24 protein-coding genes and 4 pseudogenes are annotated in these 25,366 nt (G+C 45.1%); 15 read left to right on the top strand and 13 right to left on the bottom strand.

The annotated features are described in order from the left end of the window. Window positions 1–244 precede the first annotated feature (244 nt). Together EL098_RS02375 and EL098_RS02370 are read right to left on the bottom strand one after the other, a co-directional pair. On the bottom strand, window positions 245–751 hold the full coding sequence (locus tag EL098_RS02375; RefSeq protein ID WP_126354488.1) for a DUF943 family protein: 507 nt from the start codon (window positions 749–751) through the stop codon (window positions 245–247). Then, window positions 741–1,583 (bottom strand): DUF3289 family protein, encoded by an 843-nt coding sequence (locus EL098_RS02370; RefSeq protein ID WP_126354487.1) that lies wholly within the window; start codon window positions 1,581–1,583, stop codon window positions 741–743. Before EL098_RS02370 ends, EL098_RS02375 begins: the two co-directional genes overlap by 11 nt. Before the next feature lie 244 nt (window positions 1,584–1,827). Between EL098_RS02370 and EL098_RS02365 the strand changes: the two genes are divergently transcribed. Further along, window positions 1,828–2,280, top strand: coding sequence for an acyltransferase (locus EL098_RS02365; protein ID WP_126354486.1), 453 nt, complete (start codon window positions 1,828–1,830; stop codon window positions 2,278–2,280). On the opposite strand, the gene EL098_RS02360 is transcribed toward EL098_RS02365, so the two are convergent. Then, window positions 2,281–2,577: a helix-turn-helix transcriptional regulator gene (locus EL098_RS02360; RefSeq protein WP_126354485.1), complete on the bottom strand. Its 297-nt coding sequence runs from the start codon at window positions 2,575–2,577 to the stop codon at window positions 2,281–2,283. It lies immediately after the preceding gene. Between the two features lie 171 nt (window positions 2,578–2,748). Between EL098_RS02360 and EL098_RS02355 the strand changes: the two genes are divergently transcribed. The 6 genes from EL098_RS02355 to EL098_RS02330 all read left to right on the top strand — a co-directional run bounded on the left by EL098_RS02355 (window position 2,749) and on the right by EL098_RS02330 (window position 6,372). Continuing rightward, window positions 2,749–3,045 carry a helix-turn-helix domain-containing protein gene (locus EL098_RS02355; RefSeq protein WP_126354484.1) on the top strand — a complete coding sequence of 99 codons (297 nt, stop codon included), beginning with the start codon at window positions 2,749–2,751 and terminating at the stop codon, window positions 3,043–3,045. A 134-nt stretch (window positions 3,046–3,179) separates the two neighbouring features. Further along, window positions 3,180–3,713, top strand: a complete 534-nt coding sequence (gene srlA, locus EL098_RS02350; RefSeq protein WP_126354483.1) for a PTS glucitol/sorbitol transporter subunit IIC — start codon at window positions 3,180–3,182, stop codon at window positions 3,711–3,713. Next, entirely contained in the window at window positions 3,710–4,084 is a 375-nt protein-coding gene (locus EL098_RS02345; protein WP_126354482.1) for a PTS glucitol/sorbitol transporter subunit IIA, read from the top strand. Before srlA ends, EL098_RS02345 begins: the two co-directional genes overlap by 4 nt. After that, window positions 4,081–5,064: a PTS glucitol/sorbitol transporter subunit IIB gene (gene srlE / locus EL098_RS02340; RefSeq protein WP_126354481.1), complete on the top strand. Its 984-nt coding sequence runs from the start codon at window positions 4,081–4,083 to the stop codon at window positions 5,062–5,064. The genes EL098_RS02345 and srlE overlap by 4 nt, the downstream gene beginning before the upstream one ends. Before the next feature lie 11 nt (window positions 5,065–5,075). Next, a complete protein-coding gene (locus EL098_RS02335) occupies window positions 5,076–6,092 on the top strand; it encodes a Gfo/Idh/MocA family protein (protein ID WP_126354480.1) in 1,017 nt (338 codons plus the stop codon). 94 nt (window positions 6,093–6,186) lie between these two features. Continuing rightward, entirely contained in the window at window positions 6,187–6,372 is a 186-nt protein-coding gene (locus EL098_RS02330; RefSeq protein WP_126354479.1) for a helix-turn-helix domain-containing protein, read from the top strand. A 244-nt stretch (window positions 6,373–6,616) separates the two neighbouring features. On the opposite strand, the gene EL098_RS02325 is transcribed toward EL098_RS02330, so the two are convergent. The 7 genes and pseudogenes from EL098_RS02325 to EL098_RS02295 form a co-directional block, all read right to left on the bottom strand. Beyond that, window positions 6,617–7,567 (bottom strand): nucleotidyl transferase AbiEii/AbiGii toxin family protein, encoded by a 951-nt coding sequence (locus EL098_RS02325; RefSeq protein WP_126354478.1) that lies wholly within the window; start codon window positions 7,565–7,567, stop codon window positions 6,617–6,619. Then, window positions 7,560–7,955, bottom strand: coding sequence for a DUF6088 family protein (locus EL098_RS02320; protein WP_088208768.1), 396 nt, complete (start codon window positions 7,953–7,955; stop codon window positions 7,560–7,562). Before EL098_RS02320 ends, EL098_RS02325 begins: the two co-directional genes overlap by 8 nt. A 74-nt stretch (window positions 7,956–8,029) precedes the next feature. After that, on the bottom strand, window positions 8,030–8,863 hold the full coding sequence (locus EL098_RS02315) for a DUF4942 domain-containing protein (RefSeq protein WP_126354477.1): 834 nt from the start codon (window positions 8,861–8,863) through the stop codon (window positions 8,030–8,032). A 91-nt stretch (window positions 8,864–8,954) separates the two neighbouring features. After that, window positions 8,955–9,295, bottom strand: a pseudogene (locus EL098_RS02310) (TA system toxin CbtA family protein). Between the two features lie 36 nt (window positions 9,296–9,331). Continuing rightward, window positions 9,332–9,655: a type IV toxin-antitoxin system YeeU family antitoxin gene (locus EL098_RS02305; RefSeq protein ID WP_126354476.1), complete on the bottom strand. Its 324-nt coding sequence runs from the start codon at window positions 9,653–9,655 to the stop codon at window positions 9,332–9,334. A 12-nt stretch (window positions 9,656–9,667) separates the two neighbouring features. Next, window positions 9,668–10,138, bottom strand: coding sequence for a RadC family protein (gene radC, locus EL098_RS02300; RefSeq protein ID WP_126354475.1), 471 nt, complete (start codon window positions 10,136–10,138; stop codon window positions 9,668–9,670). 70 nt (window positions 10,139–10,208) lie between these two features. Beyond that, window positions 10,209–11,027 (bottom strand): annotated as a pseudogene (locus tag EL098_RS02295) (DUF932 domain-containing protein). Between the two features lie 706 nt (window positions 11,028–11,733). Between EL098_RS02295 and EL098_RS02290 the strand changes: the two are divergent. After that, on the top strand, window positions 11,734–12,897 hold the full coding sequence (locus tag EL098_RS02290; protein WP_126354474.1) for a hypothetical protein: 1,164 nt from the start codon (window positions 11,734–11,736) through the stop codon (window positions 12,895–12,897). A gap of 12 nt (window positions 12,898–12,909) precedes the next feature. Continuing rightward, window positions 12,910–14,082, top strand: coding sequence for a hypothetical protein (locus tag EL098_RS02285; RefSeq protein ID WP_126354473.1), 1,173 nt, complete (start codon window positions 12,910–12,912; stop codon window positions 14,080–14,082). Window positions 14,083–14,224: 142 nt separating this feature from the next. Here the strand turns inward: EL098_RS02285 and EL098_RS02280 are convergent. Beyond that, window positions 14,225–14,515 (bottom strand): annotated as a pseudogene (locus tag EL098_RS02280) (integrase core domain-containing protein); the annotation flags it as partial. 89 nt (window positions 14,516–14,604) lie between these two features. On the opposite strand from EL098_RS02280, the gene EL098_RS02275 reads away from it, so the two are divergent. Next, entirely contained in the window at window positions 14,605–15,849 is a 1,245-nt protein-coding gene (locus EL098_RS02275) for an IS110 family RNA-guided transposase (RefSeq protein ID WP_126354472.1), read from the top strand. A 206-nt stretch (window positions 15,850–16,055) separates the two neighbouring features. Here the strand turns inward: EL098_RS02275 and EL098_RS23350 are convergent. Both EL098_RS23350 and EL098_RS02260 read right to left on the bottom strand, forming a co-directional pair. Further along, a pseudogene (locus tag EL098_RS23350) lies at window positions 16,056–16,780 on the bottom strand (transposase); the annotation flags it as partial. Window positions 16,781–16,903: 123 nt separating this feature from the next. After that, a complete protein-coding gene (locus EL098_RS02260) occupies window positions 16,904–17,512 on the bottom strand; it encodes a DUF1062 domain-containing protein (protein WP_126354469.1) in 609 nt (202 codons plus the stop codon). A 728-nt stretch (window positions 17,513–18,240) separates the two neighbouring features. Between EL098_RS02260 and EL098_RS02250 the strand changes: the two genes are divergently transcribed. From EL098_RS02250 to EL098_RS02230, 5 genes are all read left to right on the top strand, one after another. Then, complete coding sequence (locus tag EL098_RS02250) at window positions 18,241–18,465, top strand: helix-turn-helix domain-containing protein (RefSeq protein ID WP_040077403.1); 225 nt, start codon at window positions 18,241–18,243, stop codon at window positions 18,463–18,465. Then, a complete protein-coding gene (gene hsdR / locus EL098_RS02245; RefSeq protein ID WP_126354468.1) occupies window positions 18,465–20,780 on the top strand; it encodes an EcoAI/FtnUII family type I restriction enzme subunit R in 2,316 nt (771 codons plus the stop codon). The genes EL098_RS02250 and hsdR overlap by 1 nt, the downstream gene beginning before the upstream one ends. A 1-nt stretch (window position 20,781) precedes the next feature. Then, the gene (locus EL098_RS02240) at window positions 20,782–22,512 is read left to right on the top strand and encodes an AAA family ATPase (protein ID WP_126354467.1); all 1,731 of its coding nucleotides are present in this window, start codon (window positions 20,782–20,784) and stop codon (window positions 22,510–22,512) included. Between the two features lie 154 nt (window positions 22,513–22,666). After that, a complete protein-coding gene (locus EL098_RS02235; RefSeq protein ID WP_126354466.1) occupies window positions 22,667–24,145 on the top strand; it encodes a type I restriction-modification system subunit M in 1,479 nt (492 codons plus the stop codon). A 2-nt stretch (window positions 24,146–24,147) separates the two neighbouring features. Next, complete coding sequence (locus EL098_RS02230) at window positions 24,148–25,359, top strand: restriction endonuclease subunit S (protein ID WP_126354465.1); 1,212 nt, start codon at window positions 24,148–24,150, stop codon at window positions 25,357–25,359. The last annotated feature ends 7 nt before the right edge of the window (window positions 25,360–25,366 follow it).

Here is a 25,366-nt window from a genome sequence, read left to right as displayed (position 1 = left end):
TCAATCCCCGTTACATAGATCGCCAGGCCGTTAAATTAAGATTTAACAACCCGTCCAAAAGGCACCCAACATTATAAAAGGCTCGTATATACCCCTTAAAACCCTATCATTTTTATTCATTTGCTAAATTCCATCATCAACAATAAATGCAAGCCTCAACTACTTACTATTAATAACGGTAAACACTGAATCCTTTTTAAGATAGCTTTCTTATTTTTGAATCCACTTTCGTCCACCTGTAACTTCATGGCTCATCTCCACTGCCTACAGGCAACCCTTTGGCCTCGTACTTATTTTCGTATTTAACAACTTTACCATTTTCTTTCAGTTGATACTTTCCATCGTATACGGTAAAAATAGTTCCTAAATTCCTGCTGTTGCTGACAGAAAAAACAGCATCCTTTTCAATGCAATTCTCTTTTGCTTTCATATCATCAAAGCAACGCCTGTCATATTTCCCTTCTTCCTTATAGCCATCGCCAAAATCCCAGAAGACAATTGTGAAAGAACCCTCTGAATCAGGCTTAGGAATACTATATTTATCTTTAAGCATTGCTTTTTTTTCCAGCCACCAGCTTATCTTTCCTTTATCTGTGAATGGGAAAAAATTGACCAAAACCGAAGCATGATTACCATCCTCATGCACTGCAACAATCTCCACAGGCCTTAATAACAACCAAAGCAAGTAGCCAGGCAGTATGCAACCCATCAGAAATAGCAGACCGAATATTTTCTTGTTTTTAAATATCATTGCGGTCTCCGGTAATTTCAACAGTGGCTTCCATATTGGTCATAAAAGGCTTAAAGGCAAACTGATTGTAGCGCTGGAGTACGAACCAGATGCGAAAAAAGCGAAACTGGTTAAATTTGAGGTTTGAGATGTCATCGCTATCCAGACCAAAGTGATCCTGAACCCGGTAATTAATTACCGCAGTGTAGCAGTTGCTATCAACCTGTAACGATTGAATCGTAATATTTGTCGCCCAGGTATCATGTACGGTGATTCCCATACCGTTAAAATTATCCTGAGGGCGGTCAAATTTAGGAAGCTTACCATCGAGAATTGATTTTTTTAGCTCATTCTTTTTAACGTCTGGATAAATATTATCAGACCAATTAATGTGCTCAGTTAGCGCATTTTGTATTCTCGATAATGTACTGTTATCCGTTCTGTCTTTCAGAATATGCTCCCTTAACGCCCTGTCCAGCAGCATATGCCTGAACGGTTGCCCGTTGCCTTTTTGCATATGGGCGATCATTTGCACGATCAGCTGTTTATAAGGACCGTATAACGCAAAGGTGCGGGATAAGTCGCGGAACTCGTCAAAGAGGATCGCCGCACACTGCTGTAGAGTCACTTTTTCACCTTCGCCCCGGGAACCATAAAACATCGACTGCGGCTGGCTGAAAGGTGTGATTTTCGTCAGCGTGTACGGATCCACTCTGCTGGAAACGTCCAGCAGATGAAACTGTGATTTCAGTTGATTCTCGGACAGGTCGCCACAGCGCATATCGCTGGCACCGTAGTCATCCATCCATTTCTGGGTTTTGAATATCGTACAGGGGAATTGAAGCGCCGACATAAACACCCTCCTTGTGTATTGTGGTCCATGCCATCCTGAGCATTCCGTATCATAAGCAGTAGTTCGCTACCGTGTAAATATTATGCATTATTGAGCTTACAGATTCAGATTATCGAGCAGCTGTGTTATCCCGATGAGCACATTACCTGTTAGCTTTGCCCTCCATCACGGCTAACAAAGTGCTGGTCGTTAGACCGGGACTTCTGTCTAATAGCATTCACTCTACGCAGCGGGGCAGACCAGGATGAAAATACTGAAAAGCGGCATTCGCGACGTGATTGCCAGCGACGACGTCACCGTTGTGGAGCCGGTGAACCTCTACGAATGCACGCTGCAGGACGGCGTCTTCGTCGGGCCTTTTGTTGAGATCCAGCGTCACTGCGTGATCGGCTCCGGCACCCGCATCCAGTCGCATTCATTTCTGTGTGAAAACGTCACCACCGGCAAAAACTGCTTTATCGGCCACGGCGTCACCTTCGCCAACGACCTGTTCCGCAGCGGCAGGCCAGACCCCAACCCGGAGAGCTGGATAGCCATCACCCTCGGCGATAACGTCACCATAGGCAGCGGCAGCACCATTCTGACGGCGCATATTTGCAGCGGCGCAGTGATTGGCGCAGGCAGCGTGGTCACGAAGGATATTTTGGTGGCTGGGGTTTATGTTGGCAGCCCGGCGAGATTGGTGCGGGCGTTTTAATTACGTGATGCTGGCTTTAACCTGAGCTAATAACTTCTCTTTATCGGCACAAGAAAGCTTGACCCAGCTCAGCGTTAATTCCGCCAGCTCATCATCAACCGTATAGAAATAGCAGGCCGGAACGTTCAATACCTCGGCAAATTTACAAGCCAAGGAAAAATCAGGTGCATGCGTTCCCCGCTCATACTGATTCATCCTTGGGCTGGCCGTGGCTTCGTCAATCCCTGCGAGTATACCTAAGCGTTCCTGTGATAAACCTGCCCTAATCCGCGCTTCTTTTAGACGATGCGTCAACATGAGATCCCCCTTCCATTTCCAGCAAACAGAGGAATTTTCAGTGTTGCTTTGACAAATATTACTAAGTTATCCTTAGTATCGATGTTTTAGATCTCCTTTTAACAACTTATTACAACAAACCTAAAGGGCCACAATTTTTAACCTAAATAACAATTAGTTGAGGTAAAAGGAATGGCTAAAAAAAACTGGCACCCCGCAGACATCATTGCTGCCCTGCACAAACGCGGCACCAGCCTGGCTGCGCTCTCGCGAGAAGCGGGGCTGGCATCCTCCACGCTGGCAAACGCCCTGACACGCCCGTGGCCCAAAGGCGAGTGGCTGATCGCTGGCGCATTAAATATCCACCCGGCGACCATCTGGCCCACCCGTTACCGCGGCCAGGAGGAGTGCCGTCTGCCCAGAAGACCACTGCCGAACATAAAAATCGCCGACCCCACTCCCTGTTTACCCGTTCAGGAGAAACCCTAACGCCCTGTTCCCGGCATTTTTCTTCTCCGGCCAGGGCATTCACATCGTGCCAATACGAGGAGTTTTTATGTCTACAAAAAACCAGGATGTCGCACTGCAACCCGCTGTAATACGCCTTCAGGCAGGAGGTGCCCATGTTCTTTATCTCCCTTGCTGAAGGTTTTATTCATCTGTTCCAGGCTGCCGGTAAGATCTTTCTCGATATGATGAGCGGCATCGTCCCCATGCTCATTACCCTGCTGCTGGCCATTAACTTTCTGATGAAGCTCACCGGTGAAGCCCGTATGCAGCGCGTGGCGGCGCTGTTTGGTCGCTCACGCATTCTCACTTATGGCGTGCTGCCGGTGCTCGGCTGGTTCTTTATGAGCAGCCCCGGCGCGCTCACGCTCGGCAAACTTTTGCCGGAAAAAAGCAAACCCGGCTATGAAGATGCCCTTGGCACCACCGCCCATCCGCTAACCAGCCTGTTTCCCCACGTCGTACCGTCGGAGCTGTTTGTCTGGCTCGGAGTGGCTGCAGGTTTAAAAGCCCTTCACCTCCCTGTCACCGAACTGGCATTGCGCTATATCGCCGCCGCCATTGTTATCGGTCTGATCAGAGGCATCATCACCGAGTACCTGTTCCTGCGCCTGAGCCGCAACAATACCGGCGGGAGGGCAACATCATGATTATCTACGGTGCTCGTATCGTGCAGGCTGGTCCATTAGTGGAGGACGGTCTGGCATATAAGATGCTGATAACCTTTGATGCCAACGGACCAGCGGACTGTCTCGACTACGCCCTGGCGTTACGCCCCGAAGTTATGCATCCCACCCTGCCAATACTTCCCGATGGCCAGCTGCAGATGGCCGGGAAGGAGTATCGGATCACCGCTGTCGGCCATGAGGCACGTCACAATCTGTTTGAGCTTGCTCATCTGACCCTGATATTTGACGCGAATCTTCACGCCCGTCATGCAGGCTGCCTGCATCTCTCCGGCACCTGCCCGTCACTGGCAGACTTAGAGGGGAATCTGGTTATTTCGGAGGCCATATCATGAATATCCTTCATATCGCACCAGGCCCCGGCGGCTACGGTAACGGCCTGTCGTTACCCATCGGCAGCGGCAAAAAGGTGCTGTCTCTCACCGGGCGGGACATCCATCCGCTCGCGACCGAAATCGGCTTACTCACGAAGTCGGAAGTGGTCAACGGCTTTTCCTGCGTGCCGCCGGATGAGGAGCTGCTCTGCGTGGTGATTAACTGCGGCGGCTCGCTGCGCTGCGGGCTGTACCCGAAAAAACGCATCCCGACCATCAACGTTTTACCTACCGGCAAAGCCGGGCCGCTGGCGGCTTATATCACGGAAGATAATTACGTTTCCGGCGTCACCCTGGCGCAGCTGGAACAACCTGAACAGCGAAACCAGCAGGCAGCCGCGAGAGAAACCGTAACGGAGACAGCGACTACCGCAGAGCCTGAGCATCAGCCGCCGGAACAGGGCATGGCACGTGTGGTACGCCTTGTGGAGAAAACCGGCACCGCCACGGGCCAGGTCATAGCCCTGCTGTTTGCCGCCAGCCGCGAGGCGGTGGATGTCTCCCTGCGCAACGTCATTCCGTTTATGGCCTTCGTCTCGGTGCTGATTGCCGTGGTACAGGAGACCGCACTGGGTAGCCTTATCGCTCACGCCCTGACGCCGCTTGCCAACTCGCTCTGGGGGCTGGTGCTGCTGTCGTTTATCTGCGGCATTCCGTTTCTGTCTCCGATACTTGGCCCCGGAGCCGCCATCTCGCAGGTTATCGGCGTGATGATTGGCACCCAGATTGGCGTGGGCAATATTTCCCCGGCCTTCGCACTGCCTGCTCTGTTCGCCATTAACGTCCAGGTGGGCTGTGACTTCGTGCCTGTAGGCCTGTCGATGCAGGAGGCGAAACCGGAGACTATCGCCAAAGGCGTGCCGGCGTTCCTGCTCTCCCGGCAGTTGACCGGGCCGCTGGCGGTCATTATCGGCTGGGCATTTTCCCTCGGGCTTTTTTAAAGGTGATAATAATGAACAAAATCAAAACCGCCGTTGTGGGCGTCGGCATCTACGGCAGGCACCACATTAATGCTTATTTAAATAACCCCGATGTCGAACTGGTCGCCGTCTGCGATTCTGATGCGCAACGCTGCGATGCTGTGGCCAATGAGCTGAATTTGCCGGGTTACATCAGCCTTCTGGAACTGCTGGATGAGGAGGACGTGGACGTTATTTCCATCGCCACTTCCGATCCTTACCACAAAGAACCTGCTTTACAGGCTATTGCTAAGGGTAAGCATGTGCTGATTGAGAAGCCGCTGGCGACTTCGGTTGCGGACTGTAAGGAGATTATTGCCGCTGCCGAGCGGCACGGTGCCACCGTTGGCGTTGATTTTCACAAACGCTGGGATCCGGCAACGATCCGTGTACGCATGGCCACACAGGAGGCCAGCGCCGGGAATATTATCCGCGGCTACATCAGCATGGATGATGTGATTGCCGTTCCCACCACCTGGCTCGGCTGGTCGGCACGGAGCTCGCCGGTGTGGTTCCTTGGCTCTCACTGCTTCGACCTGGTGCGTTACATCAGCGGGCAGGAGGTGAAATCAGTCTACGCCGTCGGGCAGAAGCGCCTGCTTGCCGGGCGTGGCCTCGACACCTGGGACAGCGTGCAGAGCACCCTGCTGATGGAGGACGGCAGCTCATGGGTAGTGGAGAACGGCTGGGTACTGCCGGACGGCTTCCCGAAGGATAATGACGGTCGCATCTCTATTGTCTGCGATAACGCCTATATCCGCTCCGACTCACAGAATCGCGGGCTGGAGATCGTTACCCCGGAACGGGCGAAAACCCCGAACAGCTACTTTATTACCTATCGGGATAACGTCGCCAGCGGCTTTGGTATCGACCCTATTAATGACTTTATCAAAGCGGTGAAAAACGGAACGCCGTATATGGCCACAGCGAATGACGGATTACAGGCCAGCCGGATTTGTGAGGCAGTGCATAAGAGTCTGGAGAGCGGGCAGCCCGAGCTGCTGCCATAATCTGCTGTAAAACCACAGCCCGGTTTCCCTTTGGGTTGCCGGGCTGTGATGTCTGCAATCTTTCTGCCTATTTTGAACGGGAGTATTTTCAGGAATGGGGCGGGATTCTTCAACGTGGGCAAACGCGTTAACGCGCCCGTGGCTGAAAGGTGAGTATTTGATAGCTCAGGCGTTTGAGGTGCATCTGAATGGGATTTGGCCTGAGCTGTGTGTTGGGGAAGATGGGGAGATTGTTGAGCGTAAGCGAGTTATGAGACGTAATAGGGAGTTGGTACGTTAAACTACATAACGACTTCGTAGTGAATAATTTTGGGGCAGGCTGCTTAGGTGCGGCTTGTTCTTTTTTATTGGTGCGAAGGCCGGACTCGCACATAATGATTAATCCTTTGATTTAAAATAAATAAAAAATAATATTTAGATAATATACCAACATCGATACCAACACATTAAATCGTTGATTTTGGGACTCGAATCGGGGCAGGCCCTACCTAAAAAGATACTAACAATCGAGCATGTCTCTGTCGCTATGCATCAACCACATCCAATACCGTTTTGCGAAAACAAGCATAGGCCTCTTCCCATGAAACGTGGCTTTCACCGAAGACCATTGGTGTGACGAATTGCAGATAGCGTTCCTTATAAACAGGGTTATTCACGAGTTCTTCCAGCCCCATTTTAAGTTCTCCAATAGGTGATTCACAGAACTCAGGATACTGGACACCGTAACGTTCAATATCCTGCTCAATGCATTCCTGAACGAAGTGCTTTAAAACAGGAACGTCAGCACCTTTTTCTCTAACAATACAAAAATTGTCGTAGATATGACGCACCAGTGACTCATCAACTGCACGTTCTACATTACGCATGCTTGCAGCCGTTCTACGCATCATCGAAATCAGCTTTTCAGCTTGCGTGCTGGCGATAGTTGCGCAGGGAAAAGCCCTCACTACTTCACCCTTCTTTGTTAGATCCATTACCAGTGAGCTAATAGGACGGTTTTCCGCAGCCTCAAGCAAATCTGTTTCCATTAATTCCAGTTTGATAAATGGCCTTAAGCAAGGAGCTTGTGCATATTTCTGCGGGTAACGCACCGGAATTTCATTATAGCGGTTTTCATCACTAGTAACCTTTGGGTACTCCTCATCCATGCTAAACATACCTGAAGCTACAATCGTTTCGGTGATGGTCTTAATAATACCTTTACGGATATTTTTACGTTGATTTCTGGAATATTGCAGGGAAAAACCGGCGATGGGGACAAGCTTAATATCCACGTCTTCTGACATCCTGTTCAAAGATATCCCCGCTTTTGATAGTGCCGTTCCACCGGCAAAAACCAGTTGATGCGTGTCAAATGCCAAAGGCTGAAGCAATCGCAATAACTCAACGATGTAATAATCTTTCTCTACAATTGCAACTGATTCAATGCCCAGGGCATCGGCAACATCAGGGAATAACTTTATTAAATCAGCCATTTAATTTGCTGTTTCCTACTGACAATGTTCTCTTAAAACGTGGTGAGGTTTTGATTTCCACTAACGCAGGGATCTGGGTGGATTTACCGCTATTATAGGCGCTTGTTGCGCCTGCCAGACGGTAATCCACTTTCAGACGTTCCAACGCCTCAATCATTACCGCAGCAGAACCGCCGGGAGCAGCAGGCATCAGCTTACCGGTAATCGCATTTTGTCGCGCTTTGGTGTAGACGCCATAGCCTACTTTCAGTAGCTGCCCTTCCTTCATCAGCTCACGCAGCGCTCTGCCTATTTGATCGTAGCCAGCAAGATCTTTGAAATCGTCACGAGTGAAAACATAACGCTTTGAGCGCTTCAGCCGTGACTGAATACGAGCTTTTATGGTCATGTCATCCTCCTTTGTTCGTTTATTCATCATAGCAAACATACGACACTTTTAACAGCAAACATACGACAACTAACTTACCTCAGAGCCAGCATTCCCGGATAGTGTTTAGCTATGATGTCGTTCATACGTTTAATCAACTCCAGACGCTTGAAGGTCAAGTGCGCCGTACCTTTTTGATAGTAACGAATGCTGAATAACTCATCTTCGTAAACATTCTTAGCCGGATTATCACGAATATGCTCCATCAATCGGGTAGAGATATCACCCCGGTTGTCAGGGATGGGTTTGCCATCCAGCAGAAACAGCATTCTCTCCAGATCCGCCAGTTGATCCCGTCGCCAACCCCAGTTAAGGCTAAAGCCCCAGCGGTTATGCGTCACCAGATTGTTAATGATGATCTTCTTACCGAAGCAGCAGGGACTATTGGTTTTGTAATCCCATGACAGACCTTTGAACACGTTGATGATCCCGCGTTCAAAGACATCCATTTTGTTCAAATGTAACTGCTCAAAAGTACTGAGGATATTCGCCTCACTGATCGTAGGAAGATCGCCCTCCTCCAGATTCTTATGCCACTGGTCTCGAGCCTGAGCATCCATCAAGGCCATCATGCCGGACTTCAGCATCAAATCGCGCCAGATACTGCGATCTATATTGCGGGTGACGGCAGGCATTGCTTTATCAGCCTTTTCAGTCAGCCAGCTATCGTAGCGGTGCCCGGACTTCATCGCCCAGTCTTGCGCTGTACCACCGCCAATTTCTGAGGTCAGCCGTGAAATGGCATCAAGCTGCTGAATGAGTTGTTCGATCCGTTTTAGTGCGGTATCGCGGCCCGTGACAACACGCTCGATACTGGTCGAAAGAATGAGTTCATTGTGTTCCGTCAACACGTCGGGTTCTGTTTGCATCGTTAATCGTCCATAAAAGCAAACACGCCTGCCGGGAATGGCAGGCGCATTATGCGATGAATAAAAAAGGTGGGAAGTTCAGAAGCCAAAATCAGGAATGAGGCTCGAAGAATTTAAGTATTTTTAATCCGGTAGCTCGCCTGGCTCGGAGAATATCGTCGCGGTCAGGAACGGAGTCTGTTCCTGCCAGCTAAACCCTTTGCGGTCGATGCGTACCAGTTTATAACGTTCTACCAGAAAATTAACAGCAGCGGCGAGCGTGATTCCTGCATCGATATGCTCCTCGATGGCCGCGTCGTCATAGAATGGTGTGTCGTTAAGCGTCAGGCCGTAATGGTGATCCAGCAGATACGTTAAAAGTTGCTGCCAGACCTGCACGGGCGACGGACGTGGCGAAACCGGCACCTTGGCCGGTACAGTTGAAATGTGCATAGGTAGAATCCTGAGAAAAGAAGAAGAGAGAAGGTGTTACGGTGTGGGATAAATAGAGATGTAAACGTAACCGCAGCTACCACGGGGATCAGCTATACAGGTTAAACTCGCAAGTTGAATTTTCACCTGACGTTGCTGATGTGGATTTAGTTCGCCAGCACGCAGCATATCTTCCAGTTGTTCTACAAACAGCGGGAAAGCCAGATCTAATTTCTGCAGGTGTATGGGGCTAAAACTCCCCGTCAATCCAGCCCTGTCAGCCAGGTAATACAGCCGGTTGCCTTCCTGAACTAATCTTGCGCCAAATCGAGGGGTGATATCGCTTTGTAGACCCCATTCATGAGGTGGTGTGATTGACATGAAAACCTCCGTTTAAAGCAAACCCTGCTCAGCAAAAGACACCACTTCGTTCCCAACAACCAAATGATCCAGCATTCGCACATCTACCAGTGCTAGCGCTTTCACTATCCGCTGAGTGATGTGTTTGTCATGCTGACTGATTTCTGCCGTACCTGACGGATGGTTATGCGCCAGAATTACCGCAGCGGCATTGTGTTTCAGAGCTAATTTAACCACTTCGCGGGGATGAACTTCGGTATGGCTGAGTGTGCCGGTAAATAGAGTTTCGCATCCCAGTAGGCAGTGCTGATTATCGAGATACATCACGATAAAAACTTCACGCTCCTGATGAGCCATCTGTAATTGCAGCCAGGTCTTAGTGAAGCTGGTGGAGGTAAATGGCTCACTCGGTTGACGCTGATATTTCTCCAGCAGGCGTAATGCCCGACGAATGACGCGTTGCTCGTTTGCAGAAAATATCGGGGATAAATTAAATACAGACATTTTTGTTCCTTAAAACAAAAAGCCTCGCCGGTTTATTGGCAAGGCCTGAGGGAAGGGATAATAAAAAGGTTCATGAGGCAAGCTGCAGCATATTCTCAGCCATCACCCACAGAGCACAGTTAAGCTTCACATCACCGTCGATACCTTTTACAGCACGAGTATGGGCACGTTTGCCTTTGGTGGTTCGTCCAGACAGACCGCTTTTAATCAGGTTTTCCTGAATGCGCTGATAAGTGGTCCACAGGTCGTTACTTTCATCCTGCCAGCGGCGCGGGGATAGGATTTGCGAATCCGTCACCGGCTGATGCTCTTCACCAAAGCGATAGGTTAATGCCGCTTTCGCCATCGCCTGCTGTGCTGGCGGAGTTAACATTAGCGACTGCATGGCATCGCGTTTCTCTTCTACACGGTCAAATATTCCCAGCACTTCGTAAGCCCCTTCAATGACTTTCTCCACCACGTTGCCTTTATGAGGTACACGAACCTCACCAAAACTCTCACCTCAAATTAGTCCATTCTGGCAGACTGAACGAAATAATCCCGGCAACATCTGATAACTGCTCGAACCATCGTGGCTGTTGAGCAGAATAATTTCCGGAACCTGCTTACCGGTTATTTGCCCTTCACGACGCAGGCGCAGCATGTGTTTGGTGTGCTCTCGCTTGCTCTGATCGCGCACTCGGGTCTGGCAGGCAAAGAATGGCTGAAAGCCTTCACGCTGCAGGCGATCAAGCAGGGTAATAGTCGGGATGTAGGTGTAGCGGTCCGATCGGGATTCGTGTTTGTCGGTACCAAATATACTGGGTACATGAGCCATCAACTCGTCGTTTGTCAGTGGACGGTCGCGGCGAATCTGGTTAATCCGTCCGAAGCGGCTGGCTAATTTCATGATAAAACTCCTTTATGGTTAACGGCATAAATGTATAAAGGCCGCACTTCCGGTATAGAAGTGCGGCCTTTATGCATGGATTTGATGTATCTGCGGTAATAGGGGGAAACTCTTTGTCGTTGATAGGTACAACAGTTAGCTAGTGTATGTTATGAGCGAAAATAAAATCTCATATATGCTTTAAGGGTTGGTAAGATCTTAACGAACACATTGGTGTATTAGTCAAATCGGAGATGGTTCAGGATATACTCTGACTGACCGGTTCCCCGTTTATCAGCCTACATAGATGCTAGTAATGTCTACCCCTAGCATATAACAATCAGATTGATGAGGTAGCCACTTCGCTATGAGCGGATATTGACTTAACTTTAGCGCAAGGGGCTTTAATTGTTACTGGCACACAATTTTTTGATGCACCACTTCAACAATTCAGTGTCATTCAAAAAATCCAATAATGTTTTATCTTAAGTGAGTGATGAAGTAGCATCTTCGAATTTTCATTGTGGTTTTAAAATAAACCTAAAAATTTCATTTAAACACATACTTATGCCATCCAAATTAAATAAAGAATTAAACTTTGAAACATCATACTCTCAGTGACTAGAGATTCTCTATAAGCATATCAACGTAATGCAATATTTATTTGCATGCATATTTACAAAAAAACAACAGTGTTATATAATTAAAAAAACTTGAGGATTTAACAATGAAAATATGTTCAATATTAGAAGATAAAAGGATTAACGCTAAAAATATCTTAGTAGAAATGTCTATAAATGACTATATAGATCTTTGTCACGCAATAATAGCAAAAAATGAATTTCAAAGAAAACGCGTCAAATCCTCAAAAACCATTTACGCCTTATTGAAAGAGGATATTTTAAAGGAATGTATTATACCTCCAATCGTTCTAGCATTGACCACCGAGTTAGATGTAAATCAGGATAACTCTGATGAGTTTGCACAGAATATCTTAAGTAATAAAGATGGCTTACTTATTCTTGATGGCTTACAAAGGACCTATACGATTCTTGACTTAGTTGAAGAGCTTTCCACCAATGACAATCCGGCACAACTTAATAAAGTTCTCAACAACAAAATTCGGGTTGAAATATATAATGGATTAAATCGACTCGGTATCCTTTATAGAATGTTGACTTTGAATACCGGGCAGACCCCTATGTCTCTTCGTCAACAAATAGAGATATTATACCTTGACTATTTAAAAACACCATTAGATGGCATTGTATTTATCCAAGATATAGAGGATAAAACAGCTGATGAGTTACATGAGTATAAATTTAGAGAGATAGTGGAAGGATTTAACTCTTACATTACAAGAGATGAGTTACCAATAGATAGAACAGACCTTTTGGAAAATATATCGAGCTTAGAAAAACTCTCCAAAGAAAATACAGATCAAAATCTTTTTGAAGAATTTTCAACCGCATTAAATAACGTGATAACACGTTTTGACGCTTTAGTTGGTGATACAGCCCTTGAAGATAATTTTAAAGCCACTAATGGTTCTCCATTCGGTATAAATATAAAAAAGATATTCAAACGCTCGCAAGCATATACTGGTTTTGGAGCCGCAGTAGGAAAATTAATTGATCTCGAAGTAATAACAACACTTAATTGCATTTCCGATATCACAGATAACTTTAAGCTAGATAACCCAACAGAATTTCTTGAACGATTTAATTTAACTTTATTAGATATCACAAAGAAAAGTAAAAAAATCGGTAATGCTCAACGGGCTTATTTTGTTTGTTATTTTAGAGAAATTTTAAACCCGCAAAGCGATAGCTACCTTGATATGTTGGCTGCTGTCGACTCTGCGAAGCAAAAATATTATTCTCTTTATTAACGGGATATATTGATGATCCTAGACTGCTTTCAAGAAAAATATGGTAATGTAGAACTTCTTTTTAACTTAGAAGATGAGGTTGGCTTTTTTTTAAAAAATGAAAGAGAAGATATTGCGCAGCTTAACAATCCACTAGACTATAAAGAGACTCGGACAATGTTAGCTGAGCGGAATTATGTTCCAGAGGAATATGAAGTAGTCTTTTTATTAAAAAAAGATATCAAAGAGAGTGATATAACTCCCGTGAGATATCGATTTACTGACGACTATAAAAATATTGGCTTTTTGATCCCCATTCTTGCTTTAGAATCTACAGAGCATGAATATGCACAAGACCGTCATTTCCTGCTTTATTCATATATTGCCACAGTAGAATTGCTCAAAAATTTTCCTCAATATTCGTATGTCAAAGACATAATCTTTAATGGCAACAAATTCATCATCTCTGATTTAGTAAGTCAAGATTTGGTAATAGGAATATTTTGGAAAAAAGATATTGAGTCACTTACAATATCGAGCTTGTCTGTATGCCTTTTTGAAGAAGGATATGTTGGTTTATCCTCTCGATTACCAAGTGAGTTAGTTTTTTCAAAAAAGAACATTGAATCTCTTCCAGAAGAAGGGGCTATAAAAGCTAACAAACTTTCGCTTAAACTTTTAAATAGCGATGTAGTGGATCATGTCTTGATTGAAAAAATATTATTCCTATATTTCCCTTACGAAAAAAACCCACCATTTAAGTTCTTTTTATTATATCAGATAGTAGAATTATTAATGAGTTATATCTTGCAGAATGAATATGATTTAATTCTCTCGCAACTTCAAAACACTCAGCAAAACAATATTAAATCCAGGGATATTTTAGATAAAATTAAGGAATTTACTGCTGAAAAGAAGAGAATTACTCTCTTGTTCAATAATTACAGTAGTGTATCTACAGAACTATCTGATCTCAGAAAAACATCAATAGCATATATTGAAAAAATGATAGATGCAGACATATCCTCTGAAAAAAAATGTGAAGAATATTTTTATTTAATCCGTAATTTTATTGTTCACAACATGATTTCATTAAACGAAGCCAATAACAATGAACTTGAGGAAGTTAATGAACATTTAACAAAGGTCATCCCATCAATTTTAAATACATTTAAAAAACGAAATATCCAGGAGCAAATTACGTAGGAAAGTGAGTAATCTTCTGTCCTCACGTCAGTTGATGTGAGGACAAATTTAATCCAGATTGTAAGTACACCCGTTTTAGTTCCACGCACTTTTTGAGATTTCCGGGCTTTTGACCCTGGCCCAAAATCAATGCAGTGCTAAATCAGAGATCTTCGTCTTTTTGCAGACTCCGGATAAATTCAGCCGGAGTCATGTCATTTAATGATGAATGCGTTCTCTCATGATTGTATTCCCTGCGCCAGTTGTCGAGTTTGTCCTGTGCATCTTCCAGTGACAGGAACCAGTGAATGTTCAGGCATTCATCCCGCAGACTACCGTTAAATGATTCAATAAACGGATTATCTGTCGGCTTTCCGGGACGAGAGAAGTCCATTGTCACCCCGTTTTCATACGCCCATTTATCCAGACTCTTCGAGATAAACTCGCTGCCGTGGTACTTGTTTAGTCTCTGACTGATGACTATTGGCTGGTTCGTCATTCGTTTTCTACACCTGGTATGAATTCAACAAGTGGAGAAAAGTCATGACCAATATTACCTGCAGTTGCGATACCCCGGTAACCCGGATTGCTATTGATATTGCTAAAAAATATCATGACGCCAAAATTAAACGCTCAGATGGCCGGATTGTGTATCTGTGTTTTGAGAACTCTCTCGCCGGATATGCCCGGTTAATCACTGCTACTCGTTCATCCGGAGAAAAAGTTGTTGTCGCTTTCGAACCTACAGCTGACTATCACCGTAATATTGCCTGGTGGCTTCAGGAACAGGGGATAGAATGTCGCCTTGTTTCATCGCTGGCCTGTGCCAGAGCACGAGAAATGCTTTTTAAAACATGGGATAAAAATGACCGCAAGGATGCCAGCGTTATTCTTTATCTCATGGAGCAGGGACTTTCTTCTCCGTTTTTTGACCCCTTGCTTAATAAAATGATGGATATCCAAGAAATATCAAATACTTATTATCAAATATCCCTTGCAAGAACACGTAGTCTGAACAGCCTGGTAAATCACTACCTGACGTTGTATTTTCCTGAAGCTGAACAGTTTTTGCACCAGTCACGGACAGAATGGTTTTGTCATTTTTTGCTGCGCTTTCCCACACCACAAACCATTACCTCAATACAAAAGAGTCTGTTTGTTAAGGAGGCCTGGGATATTATTGGTCGCAAACAATACAAGCAGCAGTTTCTCGAGCAGTTATATGAAATTGCCCATAACTCGATTGCCCTGCCACTGCCTGAAAACTGCGAGGCTGTGGTTACGTTCAAGTTGCAGATCCGTCGGTATATTGAACTTACGCTTCAGCAGCTCCAGCTGGAAAAAATGGCTGAAAACTATTTACAGAACCGCGCTGATTACCATCATCTGCGTTCACTACCCGGTGTGGGCCCGGTGATTGCAATGATGATCCTTGCCGAAAGTGGTGATTTGAATCGCTTTGCTCATTACCGTCAGTATCTTAATTTTTGCGGTTTTAATCTTTCAGCAAGCCAGAGCGGAGAAAAATGTAGCAGTTACCGTTTGTCAAAACGGGGAAATGCGCGACTGAGATATGCATTCTGGCTTGCAGCTACAGTGGCAGTAAGAATGCAGGAAAATACGCTCAGAAATAAATATGAGCGCTATATCAGGGAGCATGGTGATAATCCGGATCAGCGGCGCAAAGCAGTTGTTGCTGTAGCAACCAAACTTGCACGGATAGCACATTCGCTAGTCAAGAAAGACGTGGATTATCAGAGGTATTTCGACATAAGCCATGGGACGTGATTCCGTAGGGCCGTAAGGCGCATCGCGACCTGTAGATAATGCTCAACGCCCGTGGCTTTCTATAATGCTTTGTTAAGTCCTGCTGGGCCATATGGACCCCTGTACACCATGGTAAGCATAATTACAGCCCTGTTGCGCGAGCAGAATCATCATGACAACCCGGCGTTCAGACCGGCGGTGAACTATTGTGTAAATTGACTTGATTAGAAAGGTAGTCCGTTATCGGTTTTCAGCAACTGTGGTATAGGACGTCTGAGCGCAATGGTGTTCAGCATCTCTGCAGCCTCCGTTGAGTTCAGATTCAGGCCCACGCAGATCCCCAGACATGATTCGGATACAGCCCCTGAGGCTGGGGCTGTCGCCGCTGTGCCGCTTTATTTCGACGTGGGCGTTTGAGACACAGGGACAGACCCTGCTCGCGATAGAGTCGGTAAATACGTTTATGATTATCCCGCCAGCCCTCCCGCCTGAGCATGACGTGAACTCTGCGGTAGCCATAGTGGATCCGGGTTTCGGTGATCTAGGCGTAGCGCGCTGTCGTCTGCCGCCACAGAGCGGTAGCGGAAAGAGCTGCGACTGATCCGTAGCGCAAAACAGACCTGCCGCTCGCTGGCCCCGTAACGTGCCTGCAGGTCCCGGACCCATTCGCGCAGACGTGCCAGCGTCAGTTCTTTTTTGCCAGCACATCCTGCAGCATGGCTTTGTCGAGGCTGAGATCGGTAACCAGCTTCTTCAGCCTGAGATTCTCTTCCTCAAGCTGCCGCATGTGTTTGAGTTCAGAAGGGGAAATCCCGCCGTATTTCTTACGCCACGAATAGAACGTGGCATCAGAAATGCCCAGCTTACGGCAGACATCCGGCACGGACGTCCCCAGCTCGGCCTGCTTCAGGGCAAAGACAATCTGCTCTTCGGTGAATCGTGACTTTTTCATCGGCACCACCTCCGTTCAGGGGAGTGTTTATCATGCCGGAATTCTGTTTCTGAATGGAGCAGGATTTTGGGTCAGGGTCACTGCCGCACGGGCGTTTATTACATCAGGGTGAGCTTCATATTTTTAACGATACGTCAGATCGATCCTTCGCCGAGCATATAACGTTTCCGCAGACAGCTGAAAGTTATATTCCACTGCCTTCAGCTTTCTCGATTTGAGCATCTTCATCGTAACGCCGTAAATCTGCCTTGCTTCCACCCTTCTCTGAATTTCACCAGTGCTCAGCATGAGCTGATGCTTCAAAATCGACAGCAGGCTGACCTGAAATGAACGGAAAATCCTGACACTAACGCAGAACCGCTGGTGGGTGGTGATGCTTACCGGCCAGCGCTCCTGAACGGTAAAATCAGGCCAACCCGATAGCTCCGCATTGTTCCGCTTCAGCATCGCGATATCATTTGCAAAGTGCTGTACCGTGGCGGCATCGTTTGTCATTAGCCGATGATAAAGCTGACGGTTGATTTTGCTGACGTGCAGGCGCGAAAACAGGGAGATATTCCAAGTGTAATCACAGTGTGTGCATTTATAGATACTCCACACGTCCAGCACCTTCTTTTGCGAATTAACCCGAAATGCACCTGACGGCGTGAAGTCCCGTTTAATGTTGCATGAAGGGCAGCGTTTCGCAATCCGCTGATACCCCACAGGCGTGACAATCCATGTGACTTTCATAACGTACCTTTTTTAACCCACACAAAACCAGATCCGTACTGAACGGACCATGAATGTTTATGTATGAAAAATATTTAAGAGATATTTTTCAGGGGGTTAAAAAAAGATTTCCAACGTTACAATCATGTAGATGGTCAACGAGATAAGTCGAGACTATCAAAATGGCGCTTATCGGGTAAATGAGTTCAATCAATATTCATGGTGTTACAGCAGGGGGTTATTGCTCTGACCCGCTAAAGACCGTGCAGTAAGTTTGTATGTTTAGTAGACAATCAACTGACTGAAGGAGCACATGATGACACAGCACGAGCGGTTTTATCAGGCCTGTGCAATGGCGATGTATTCACCCTATGCACATAATGACAATAATAACGTACTGCTGCGACCGAAGCGGTAATCTAAAACACTGGTCAAAAGCCATACAGGGTTTACTAGATTGCTGGCAAAAAGTCGGGCACAAAAGCAGGCAAAACATTACCTGACGGTAATGCCAGCCAGGGAATTTCCAATCTAAATGGTTATCAGCAGGTGGCCCTTAAAAGGAATTCCACATTGGATAAGCCAACTCGACAATCTCCAATATGTGTCATTTCTTTACCAGACCAATTGTTACTAATGTCAAAAAACGAAATTTGAACGGCAAAATTCAACTTCAACTCACAAATACAATGTAAATCAGTAAGTCGTGGTATTATCTTGCGTTACCCCCTATACCCAGAGTCACAGCCATGATCCGCTGCCACCTCGCCAGAATGATGGGCGAACACAAATTGCGCATTGCAGACGTTGCCAGGGAAACTGGGCTCAGCCGCGCCACAGTGACCTTGCTCTATAAAGAGACGGCACAAAAGGTAGATCTAAATGCCATTAAGCAGATCTGCGTACTGTTTGATTGCACTGTTGGTGAGCTATTGGAATTGATACCAAGCCCAAATGACCAAGGAGCGACCTAATGGCCTCTGAAGCAGATACTCGAGCGAACTATATTGATCCAGCTTTGGTTTCAGCTGGTTGGCTATCGAGCAACATCAGCCGGGAGCATTACTTCACCGACGGCAGAAAGATGGCTGGTGGTGTGCGTGGGCAGCGTTGTTTTGTGGATTATCTGCTTCATAAAGACAGTCGCTATTTGGCAGTGGTGGAAGCTAAAAAAGAATCCGAGCATCCTACGAAAGGCCTGCAACAAGCCATCTACTACGCTAAGAAGCTTTGCGTTCGTTTCGTCTATTCAAGCAACGGTAAGCAAACCTACGAATTTGATCTGGAAACAGGCAAAGGCGACTATATTGAGTTCTATCCAACACCTGTAGAGCTAGAAAAACGCTATACAAGTGAAACTACGGGATTAAGTCAAGAACTAAGAAACATTCCGTTTCACTTGGAAGGAGCAATGCAACCACGTTATTACCAGGAACTGGCAGTCCATTCCGCTACAGACGCAATCGGTGAGGGTAAATCCCGAATCTTGCTCACACTAGCTACTGGCACTGGTAAAACATTCATTGCCTTCCAAATCGTTCACAAAGTATTTCAGGCTCGCTGGAACCGCGAGAACCCCGGTTCGCGCAGACCGCGCATTCTATTTCTGGCCGATCGTAATATCCTTGCAGACCAAGCCATTAACACCTTCAACCCCTATGAAAAAGATTTGATTAAAATTAATGGGGAGGAAGTTCGCAAGCGCAATGGCGTGGTGCCCACCAACGCACACATCTTTTTTGCGATCTATCAGGCGATTGCGGAACGGGAAAACATTGATGGCTACTATAGAGCCTATCCCAAAGATTTCTTTGACATGGTATTGATTGATGAATGCCACAGAGGTGCAGCCAATGAAGCAGGTTCCTGGCGAGCCATTCTTGATCACTTCAGTAGCGCCGTGCATTTGGGTTTGACTGCCACACCAAAACGTACAGACAACGTGGACACCTATGAATATTTTGGCCAGCCTGCCTATGTGTATTCACTAAAAGATGGTATCAACGACGGTTTTCTCACACCATACCGGGTCAAGCGCATTAGGACTAATTTGGATGAATTAGTTCTCACCAATGATGATGTCATCGTCGAAGGTGAATCTAGTCAAGATTTATATCAGGTCGAAGATTACGACCGCAAAATCATTGTAGATGAACGCACTGAGTTGGTTGCGAAAGCAATTTTGCAAAACATCAACCCGCTGGATAAAACTATTGTCTTCTGTGAAAACCAAAATCATGCGCTAACCATGCGCGACATGATTAATAAAAACAAATCAGTTAAAGATCCGCATTACTGTGTACGGGTCACCAGTGACGAAGGCAAGATCGGTCGCGAACTGCTGGAAAAATTTCAGGACAATGACAAAAACATCCCTACCATTATTACCTCATCACAAATGCTCACTACCGGCGTTGATGCCCGTAACGTACGCAACGTAGTGCTGGATCGAACCATAGACTCAATGGTGGAGTTCAAACAGATTGTTGGTCGTGGTACTCGAGTGTTTGACGGTAAAGACTACTTCACCATCGTGGATTTTCGTGGTGCGACCAATAACTTCTATGACGAAGAATGGGATGGCGAGCCCCAAGCCCCCGAGCCGGGTGGCACCAGAGAACCTACGCCGCCACCCTATTCACCCGAGCCACCAGAAGGTGGAGATAGGACAGAATCTGAACCAAGCGAATCACGCCCACGACTGAAAGTAAAACTCGGTAAACACCGTGAACTCAAGGTCATCGATATAGAAACCCGCTATATCGACGAGAGCGGTAAGCCTCTCTCGATTCAGGAGTTTATCGAACGGCTAATTCAACAATTGCCAGGACTATTCAAAAGTATCGATGAACTCAGAGATATTTGGTCAGATCCTGACTTGCGCGAACAACTGCTAACCAAGCTGGTACAAGCTGGCTTTGACACAGAGCAGCTATCCGCTCTGCGGCGCATGTTCGAGGCCGACGACTGTGACATATTCGATCTACTAGCATTTTTAGCGTTTGAAAGACCGATGGCAACGCGTAAATCCAGAGTTGAGGCGCTTCGGTCGAATACTGTTTTCTTTGCTCAGTATCCACAGGGCAGAGCTAATAAATTTCTGCACTTTGTTTTGAGTCGTTATGAGAAGATTGGCGTTATGGAATTATCCAGAGAGCGTCTACCTGCACTGATCGAGCTCTCGGGTGTGGGTACTATCAAAGACGCTTCAATAGCTTTTGGCGGTAAACCTGCATTTGTATTAGCAGCATTTAAACAATTACAACAGCAACTTTATCATGTGAACTAAAATGGAATTAAACTTAATACCTAATGTATTATACGATCATCCACAAACAATATACCTCAATAAAGTTACCACTTTAATTGGTGAAAATGGTTCAGGGAAGTCAAGTGTTCTCCAATCAATTTTCAATCAAAAACTCTCTAAAAAGGACTATACAGGTCAAAAGATTGTTTGTTTCTCTTCTGGCCAAAACGAGAAGTTTTCAAATGAATTCCTTCGCTATTTAAGACAGACTCAAACAGATGAGAATAATTTGCAATTCTCTTGTTTCTATTTCGATAAATCATGGTCTAAGTTATTGATATTCCTTGCCAGTTCTATAAAAAAATCAGGCAAGGTTAGACAATTTCTCATCAGCTCCGGTTATGCCGATGAAGTCGATGGGTTGGACACCTCAAGTATTCTGAAAATTGCCTTTCGGGTAGACTCACAATATGTGAGGCAAGTTCAAGACGCTCTAAACAGAGAGGCCAGAGGAGATACGAACACGATAAGACAGACCGCATTTCATCGCACACTGGAAAGTTTTATTGAAAATTGTATACAGGATCAATATGACTTTGATGAACCAATCAAGAAAAATGTTTTTGATATACGTCAAGATGATGTGCTATCCGTATCTTTTGACACTGAGCGATTAGAGGATGGTGATGCATCAAAGATAACTTTTGATCCAGAGATAGGTTTCTTTATCAGAGCTTGTCATAACACTAATTTTTTGGATAAAGAAGCGTCGTCTTTATTTTTAAAAAACGGTCTAGAGCTCGGAGACTTAAGTGATGGTGAGTTTCAAATTCTTTTTTTATATTCAATCATTGATCTATTCGATAGTGAAGAAACTATATTTATTTTTGATGAGGCAGACTCTCATCTTCATTTTAAAAACGTCGAAAGATTTTGGAATTGCCTAAAAGAAACTAAAGGAAAAACAATTTCGACAACACACCTACTAGATTCAATATATTGTGTGGGCGTTGAAAACATAAGAATTATAAATAAAGGTAAAATTTACCTTCCTTCAGACTCTGGTGAATTAATTACTCGACTCGCACAGTTATCCAATATAAAAAAATCTGAATTTCGAGCTTTGACGTATTATGAAAAAATAGTACTCATTGATGATACCAATGATTGGTTTATTTTTAAAGAGCTTTACAAGCAATATAAAAGAATAATCGGCGTACCTGATTTTGATTATGATGCAGAATTTGATCACCTTTTTGATCAAGTCGCAGTAGTTAAGGTTAACTCTGGTTGGAATACACACAACGCTAAATTTGCAGAGTCAAAAATTTCCTGGGTACAAAATTTCAACAAGTTTTGCGAAGGTTTGGACATAAAAACCAAAGATATTTTCTTAGTGTGTGATAGAGATAATCTCCCTATAGATGGTATAGGCACTGATGAGTCACCTCTTATAGTGCAGGGTATAAAGATAGGAAGTGATAACAATATTAAAACAAGTGTTTTAAGCTGGCGGAGACGTGAAATAAAACACTATCTTCTTTCTTATTCCGCACTAGGCGGCTGTGTTGCTGTGTTGAATAATAAAAATAGATTACCTGAAGCTTCATATTTACGTGAAGGCTATAGCAGTGATTACTTACTGGAATATAAAAACAATGACTATCAATTATTAATAGAAGATAAAGAAGTAACCAAAGGAAAAAAACAACCATTACCAGCGGTCCAGTTTACAATCACTATCTTGCTTCACTACCATCAAGATTTGTAAAAAACATACTGTCGCCATTTATTGAGAATGTTGAGGCACCTCCCTATGGGTTAAATCGGGAATTGCTGTTAGAATATATATCCATGATGCATCCTAGCGAAATAAGCGAAGACATCAAAAGTATGTATGATTTTATCATCGGGAAATAGTAAATATGTCATTGCAACCAAAAATTGACCGTATAACCGACATTCTGCGCCGTGACGATGGTATCAGCGGTGCCATGCATTACACAGAACAAACCTCTTGGGTATTGTTCCTGAAGTTTCTCGATGATTACGAGTCCGAAAAAGAAGACGAAGCAGTATTGTCCGGCAAAAACTATCAACCTGTACTGGATGAGGAGCACCGCTGGACAACTTGGGCTTGCCCCAAGACAGCCGATGGCAAGCTGGATTTGACGCGTGCTAAAACAGGAGATGACCTGACCGATTATGTGAACAGTCAACTTTTTCCTTACCTGAAAAGCTTCGCCAACGTAACAGTAAATGCCGTAAACCCAAAATCCTTCACCTACAAAATTGGCGCGATATTTCAATATCTGGATAACAAAGTAGCCTCTGGTCATACCCTGCGCGAAGTGCTGGATATTGTGGATAGTCTGAACTTCCAGTCTGAGTCCGATTTATTCGAGCTTTCTTTGGTCTATGAAGGCTTGTTGCAAAACATGGGCGATGCTGGTGGTTATGCGGGTGAGTTTTATACTCCTCGCCCTGTAGTGCGAGCTATGGTGCAGGTGATAGACCCCAAGCCCGGTGAGAGCATTTACGACGCGGCGGCAGGTTCATGCGGTTTTTTGGTTGAAGCCTTTGAGCACCTGAAGAGCAAAAAGAATGAACTCTCTACCGAGCAATGGGACTTCATTCAGCGCGATACTTTCTTCGGATATGAAAAAACCTCGTTGGCCTATGTCATGGGTATGATGAATATGATCCTTCATGGTATCGAATCACCCAACCTATTCCGTGGTAATACCTTGACCCAGAATATTCGCGATATTCAGGAAAAAGGCCGTTATAACATTATTCTGGCCAACCCGCCGTTTGGCGGTAAAGAAAAGTCGCAGATTCAGCAAAACTTCCCCATCCAAAGCAACGCCACCGAGTTGCTGTTTTTACAGCACTTTATGAAAACCCTGAAAAGCGGAGGCAAAGCAGCGATTGTGGTGCCAGAAGGTGTGCTATTCCAGACCAACAGCGCTTTTAAACAGGTTAAACAAGAGTTGCTGGAAAACTTTAACCTGCACACCATTTTAAGCTTACCTGCTGGGGTATTTTTGCCTTATTCCGGCGTAAAAACCAACGTGCTATTTTTTGAACGAAGTGTCTGTACCAGTGATGTTTGGTACTATGAATGTGAACCAGAACAAAAACTCACCAAAAACAAACCCATCACCGACAACCACCTGAAAGAGTTTGTTGAGCTGTATAATAACCGAGAAACCACAGCTCGCTCATGGACTATATCAGCGAGTAAACTGTCTGAAGATTATGACTTATCTGCCAAAAATCCAGCTAAACAGAAAGATACCGAGCACTTAGCACCAAAAGATATCCTCAAACAGATCCGCATCAAGGAAAAGCTGGTATCTAGCCTGTTGGATGAAATTGAAAACCTATTGGCGGAGAAGTAATTATGGAGCAGGTATTATATCAATTGCCTGATGGTTGGGAATGGCAGTCTGTAAAGAAGTTAAGCCATAATATCCAATATGGACATACAGCCAAAGCGGAAAGCAATGGCAATGCAAAGTTCTTACGTATTACTGATATCCAAAATGGAAAAATTGATTGGCAGGGCGTTCCGACTGTATCCCTCAAAGAAAAAGAAATCAGAAAGTACGCTTTGAACGATAACGACTTAGTCTTTGCTCGTAGTGGCGCGACTGCGGGAAAATCTATTCTAATCAAGAATGCTCCAACAGATGCAGTTTTCGCATCGTATTTAATCAGGATTACTCCCAACCAAGAAAAAATCGTTCCCGAATATTTAAGCTATTTCTTTTTAACACCAGCCTACTGGGAAGTTGTTGGCCTGAATGCAGCAGGTGCAGCCCAGCCAAATATCAATGGCACCAAGCTTTCTGAATTTATCGTTCCTATCGCTCCCCGAGAAGAACAAAAACGCATCGTCGAAAAGCTCGATGCACTGCTCACCCGTATCGACACCGCCATTGAGCATTTGCAGGAAAGTATTTCGCTGGCTGATGCATTGTATGCTAGCACGATAAATGAACAAATGAAGTTAGCAATTGAACAAATAGGATTATCTAAGGTTGAAGAACATATTGTTCAAATACAAACAGGTACAACACCACCGACGAAGCAACCTGATTTTTATGATGATGGTTACATTAACTGGTTTTCACCGTCTGACTTTGGTGATCATGACATTCTTACGAACTCCAATAAAAAGCTGAGTCAAAAAGCGTTTGATGCGGGTAAAGCACGTAAATTTGATGCGGGCACCGTACTGCTCGTGGCTATTGGCGCAACCATCGGAAAAATAGGCTATCTGGAACGTGATGCAAGTTCTAACCAGCAAATTACAGGTATGAAATTCAGCAAGGACATCATGCCTAGGTATGCATATTACTGGTTTCGTTTTATCAAACCTGAAATTCTTGCAAATGCATCAACTGCTACATTACCCATCATTAATCAGAAAGGAATAAAAGAACTTTCCTTCTGTGCGCCTGGAGCAGAGCTGCAAAAAGCTATTTGCAATAAAATTGATGAGGTTTCGCTCTTCAGAAAGAATGTGAGGGCAGAGTTAATTGAAAAAGTAGACCTGATGCGTTCTCTAAAAGCATCAATTCTCGATTCCGCCTTTAAAGGCGAGCTCTAAGGAGGGA

This window comes from Cedecea lapagei (genome assembly GCF_900635955.1).
In the GTDB taxonomy this organism is placed as follows: Bacteria; Pseudomonadota; Gammaproteobacteria; order Enterobacterales; family Enterobacteriaceae; genus Cedecea; species Cedecea lapagei.
Note: the sequence above shows the minus strand (reverse complement) of the source record. Positions and strands in the feature narration are given on the sequence as shown.

Coding starts and splice junctions, on each gene's coding strand:
- EL098_RS02305 (WP_126354476.1), bottom strand. CDS start 9,655: ATGTCAATCACACCACCTCATGAATGGGGTCTACAAAGCGATATCACC.
- EL098_RS02320 (WP_088208768.1), bottom strand. CDS start 7,955: ATGACCATAAAAGCTCGTATTCAGTCACGGCTGAAGCGCTCAAAGCGT.
- EL098_RS02240 (WP_126354467.1), top strand. CDS start 20,782: ATGGAATTAAACTTAATACCTAATGTATTATACGATCATCCACAAACA.
- EL098_RS02230 (WP_126354465.1), top strand. CDS start 24,148: ATGGAGCAGGTATTATATCAATTGCCTGATGGTTGGGAATGGCAGTCT.
- EL098_RS02375 (WP_126354488.1), bottom strand. CDS start 751: ATGATATTTAAAAACAAGAAAATATTCGGTCTGCTATTTCTGATGGGT.
- EL098_RS02365 (WP_126354486.1), top strand. CDS start 1,828: ATGAAAATACTGAAAAGCGGCATTCGCGACGTGATTGCCAGCGACGAC.
- EL098_RS02325 (WP_126354478.1), bottom strand. CDS start 7,567: ATGGCTGATTTAATAAAGTTATTCCCTGATGTTGCCGATGCCCTGGGC.
- EL098_RS02370 (WP_126354487.1), bottom strand. CDS start 1,583: ATGTCGGCGCTTCAATTCCCCTGTACGATATTCAAAACCCAGAAATGG.
- EL098_RS02315 (WP_126354477.1), bottom strand. CDS start 8,863: ATGCAAACAGAACCCGACGTGTTGACGGAACACAATGAACTCATTCTT.
- EL098_RS02345 (WP_126354482.1), top strand. CDS start 3,710: ATGATTATCTACGGTGCTCGTATCGTGCAGGCTGGTCCATTAGTGGAG.
- srlA (WP_126354483.1), top strand. CDS start 3,180: ATGTTCTTTATCTCCCTTGCTGAAGGTTTTATTCATCTGTTCCAGGCT.
- EL098_RS02360 (WP_126354485.1), bottom strand. CDS start 2,577: ATGTTGACGCATCGTCTAAAAGAAGCGCGGATTAGGGCAGGTTTATCA.
- EL098_RS02275 (WP_126354472.1), top strand. CDS start 14,605: ATGACCAATATTACCTGCAGTTGCGATACCCCGGTAACCCGGATTGCT.
- srlE (WP_126354481.1), top strand. CDS start 4,081: ATGAATATCCTTCATATCGCACCAGGCCCCGGCGGCTACGGTAACGGC.
- EL098_RS02330 (WP_126354479.1), top strand. CDS start 6,187: ATGGGGCGGGATTCTTCAACGTGGGCAAACGCGTTAACGCGCCCGTGG.
- EL098_RS02260 (WP_126354469.1), bottom strand. CDS start 17,512: ATGAAAGTCACATGGATTGTCACGCCTGTGGGGTATCAGCGGATTGCG.
- EL098_RS02290 (WP_126354474.1), top strand. CDS start 11,734: ATGAAAATATGTTCAATATTAGAAGATAAAAGGATTAACGCTAAAAAT.
- hsdR (WP_126354468.1), top strand. CDS start 18,465: ATGGCCTCTGAAGCAGATACTCGAGCGAACTATATTGATCCAGCTTTG.
- EL098_RS02355 (WP_126354484.1), top strand. CDS start 2,749: ATGGCTAAAAAAAACTGGCACCCCGCAGACATCATTGCTGCCCTGCAC.
- EL098_RS02235 (WP_126354466.1), top strand. CDS start 22,667: ATGTCATTGCAACCAAAAATTGACCGTATAACCGACATTCTGCGCCGT.
- EL098_RS02335 (WP_126354480.1), top strand. CDS start 5,076: ATGAACAAAATCAAAACCGCCGTTGTGGGCGTCGGCATCTACGGCAGG.
- EL098_RS02285 (WP_126354473.1), top strand. CDS start 12,910: ATGATCCTAGACTGCTTTCAAGAAAAATATGGTAATGTAGAACTTCTT.
- radC (WP_126354475.1), bottom strand. CDS start 10,138: ATGTCTGTATTTAATTTATCCCCGATATTTTCTGCAAACGAGCAACGC.
- EL098_RS02250 (WP_040077403.1), top strand. CDS start 18,241: ATGATCCGCTGCCACCTCGCCAGAATGATGGGCGAACACAAATTGCGC.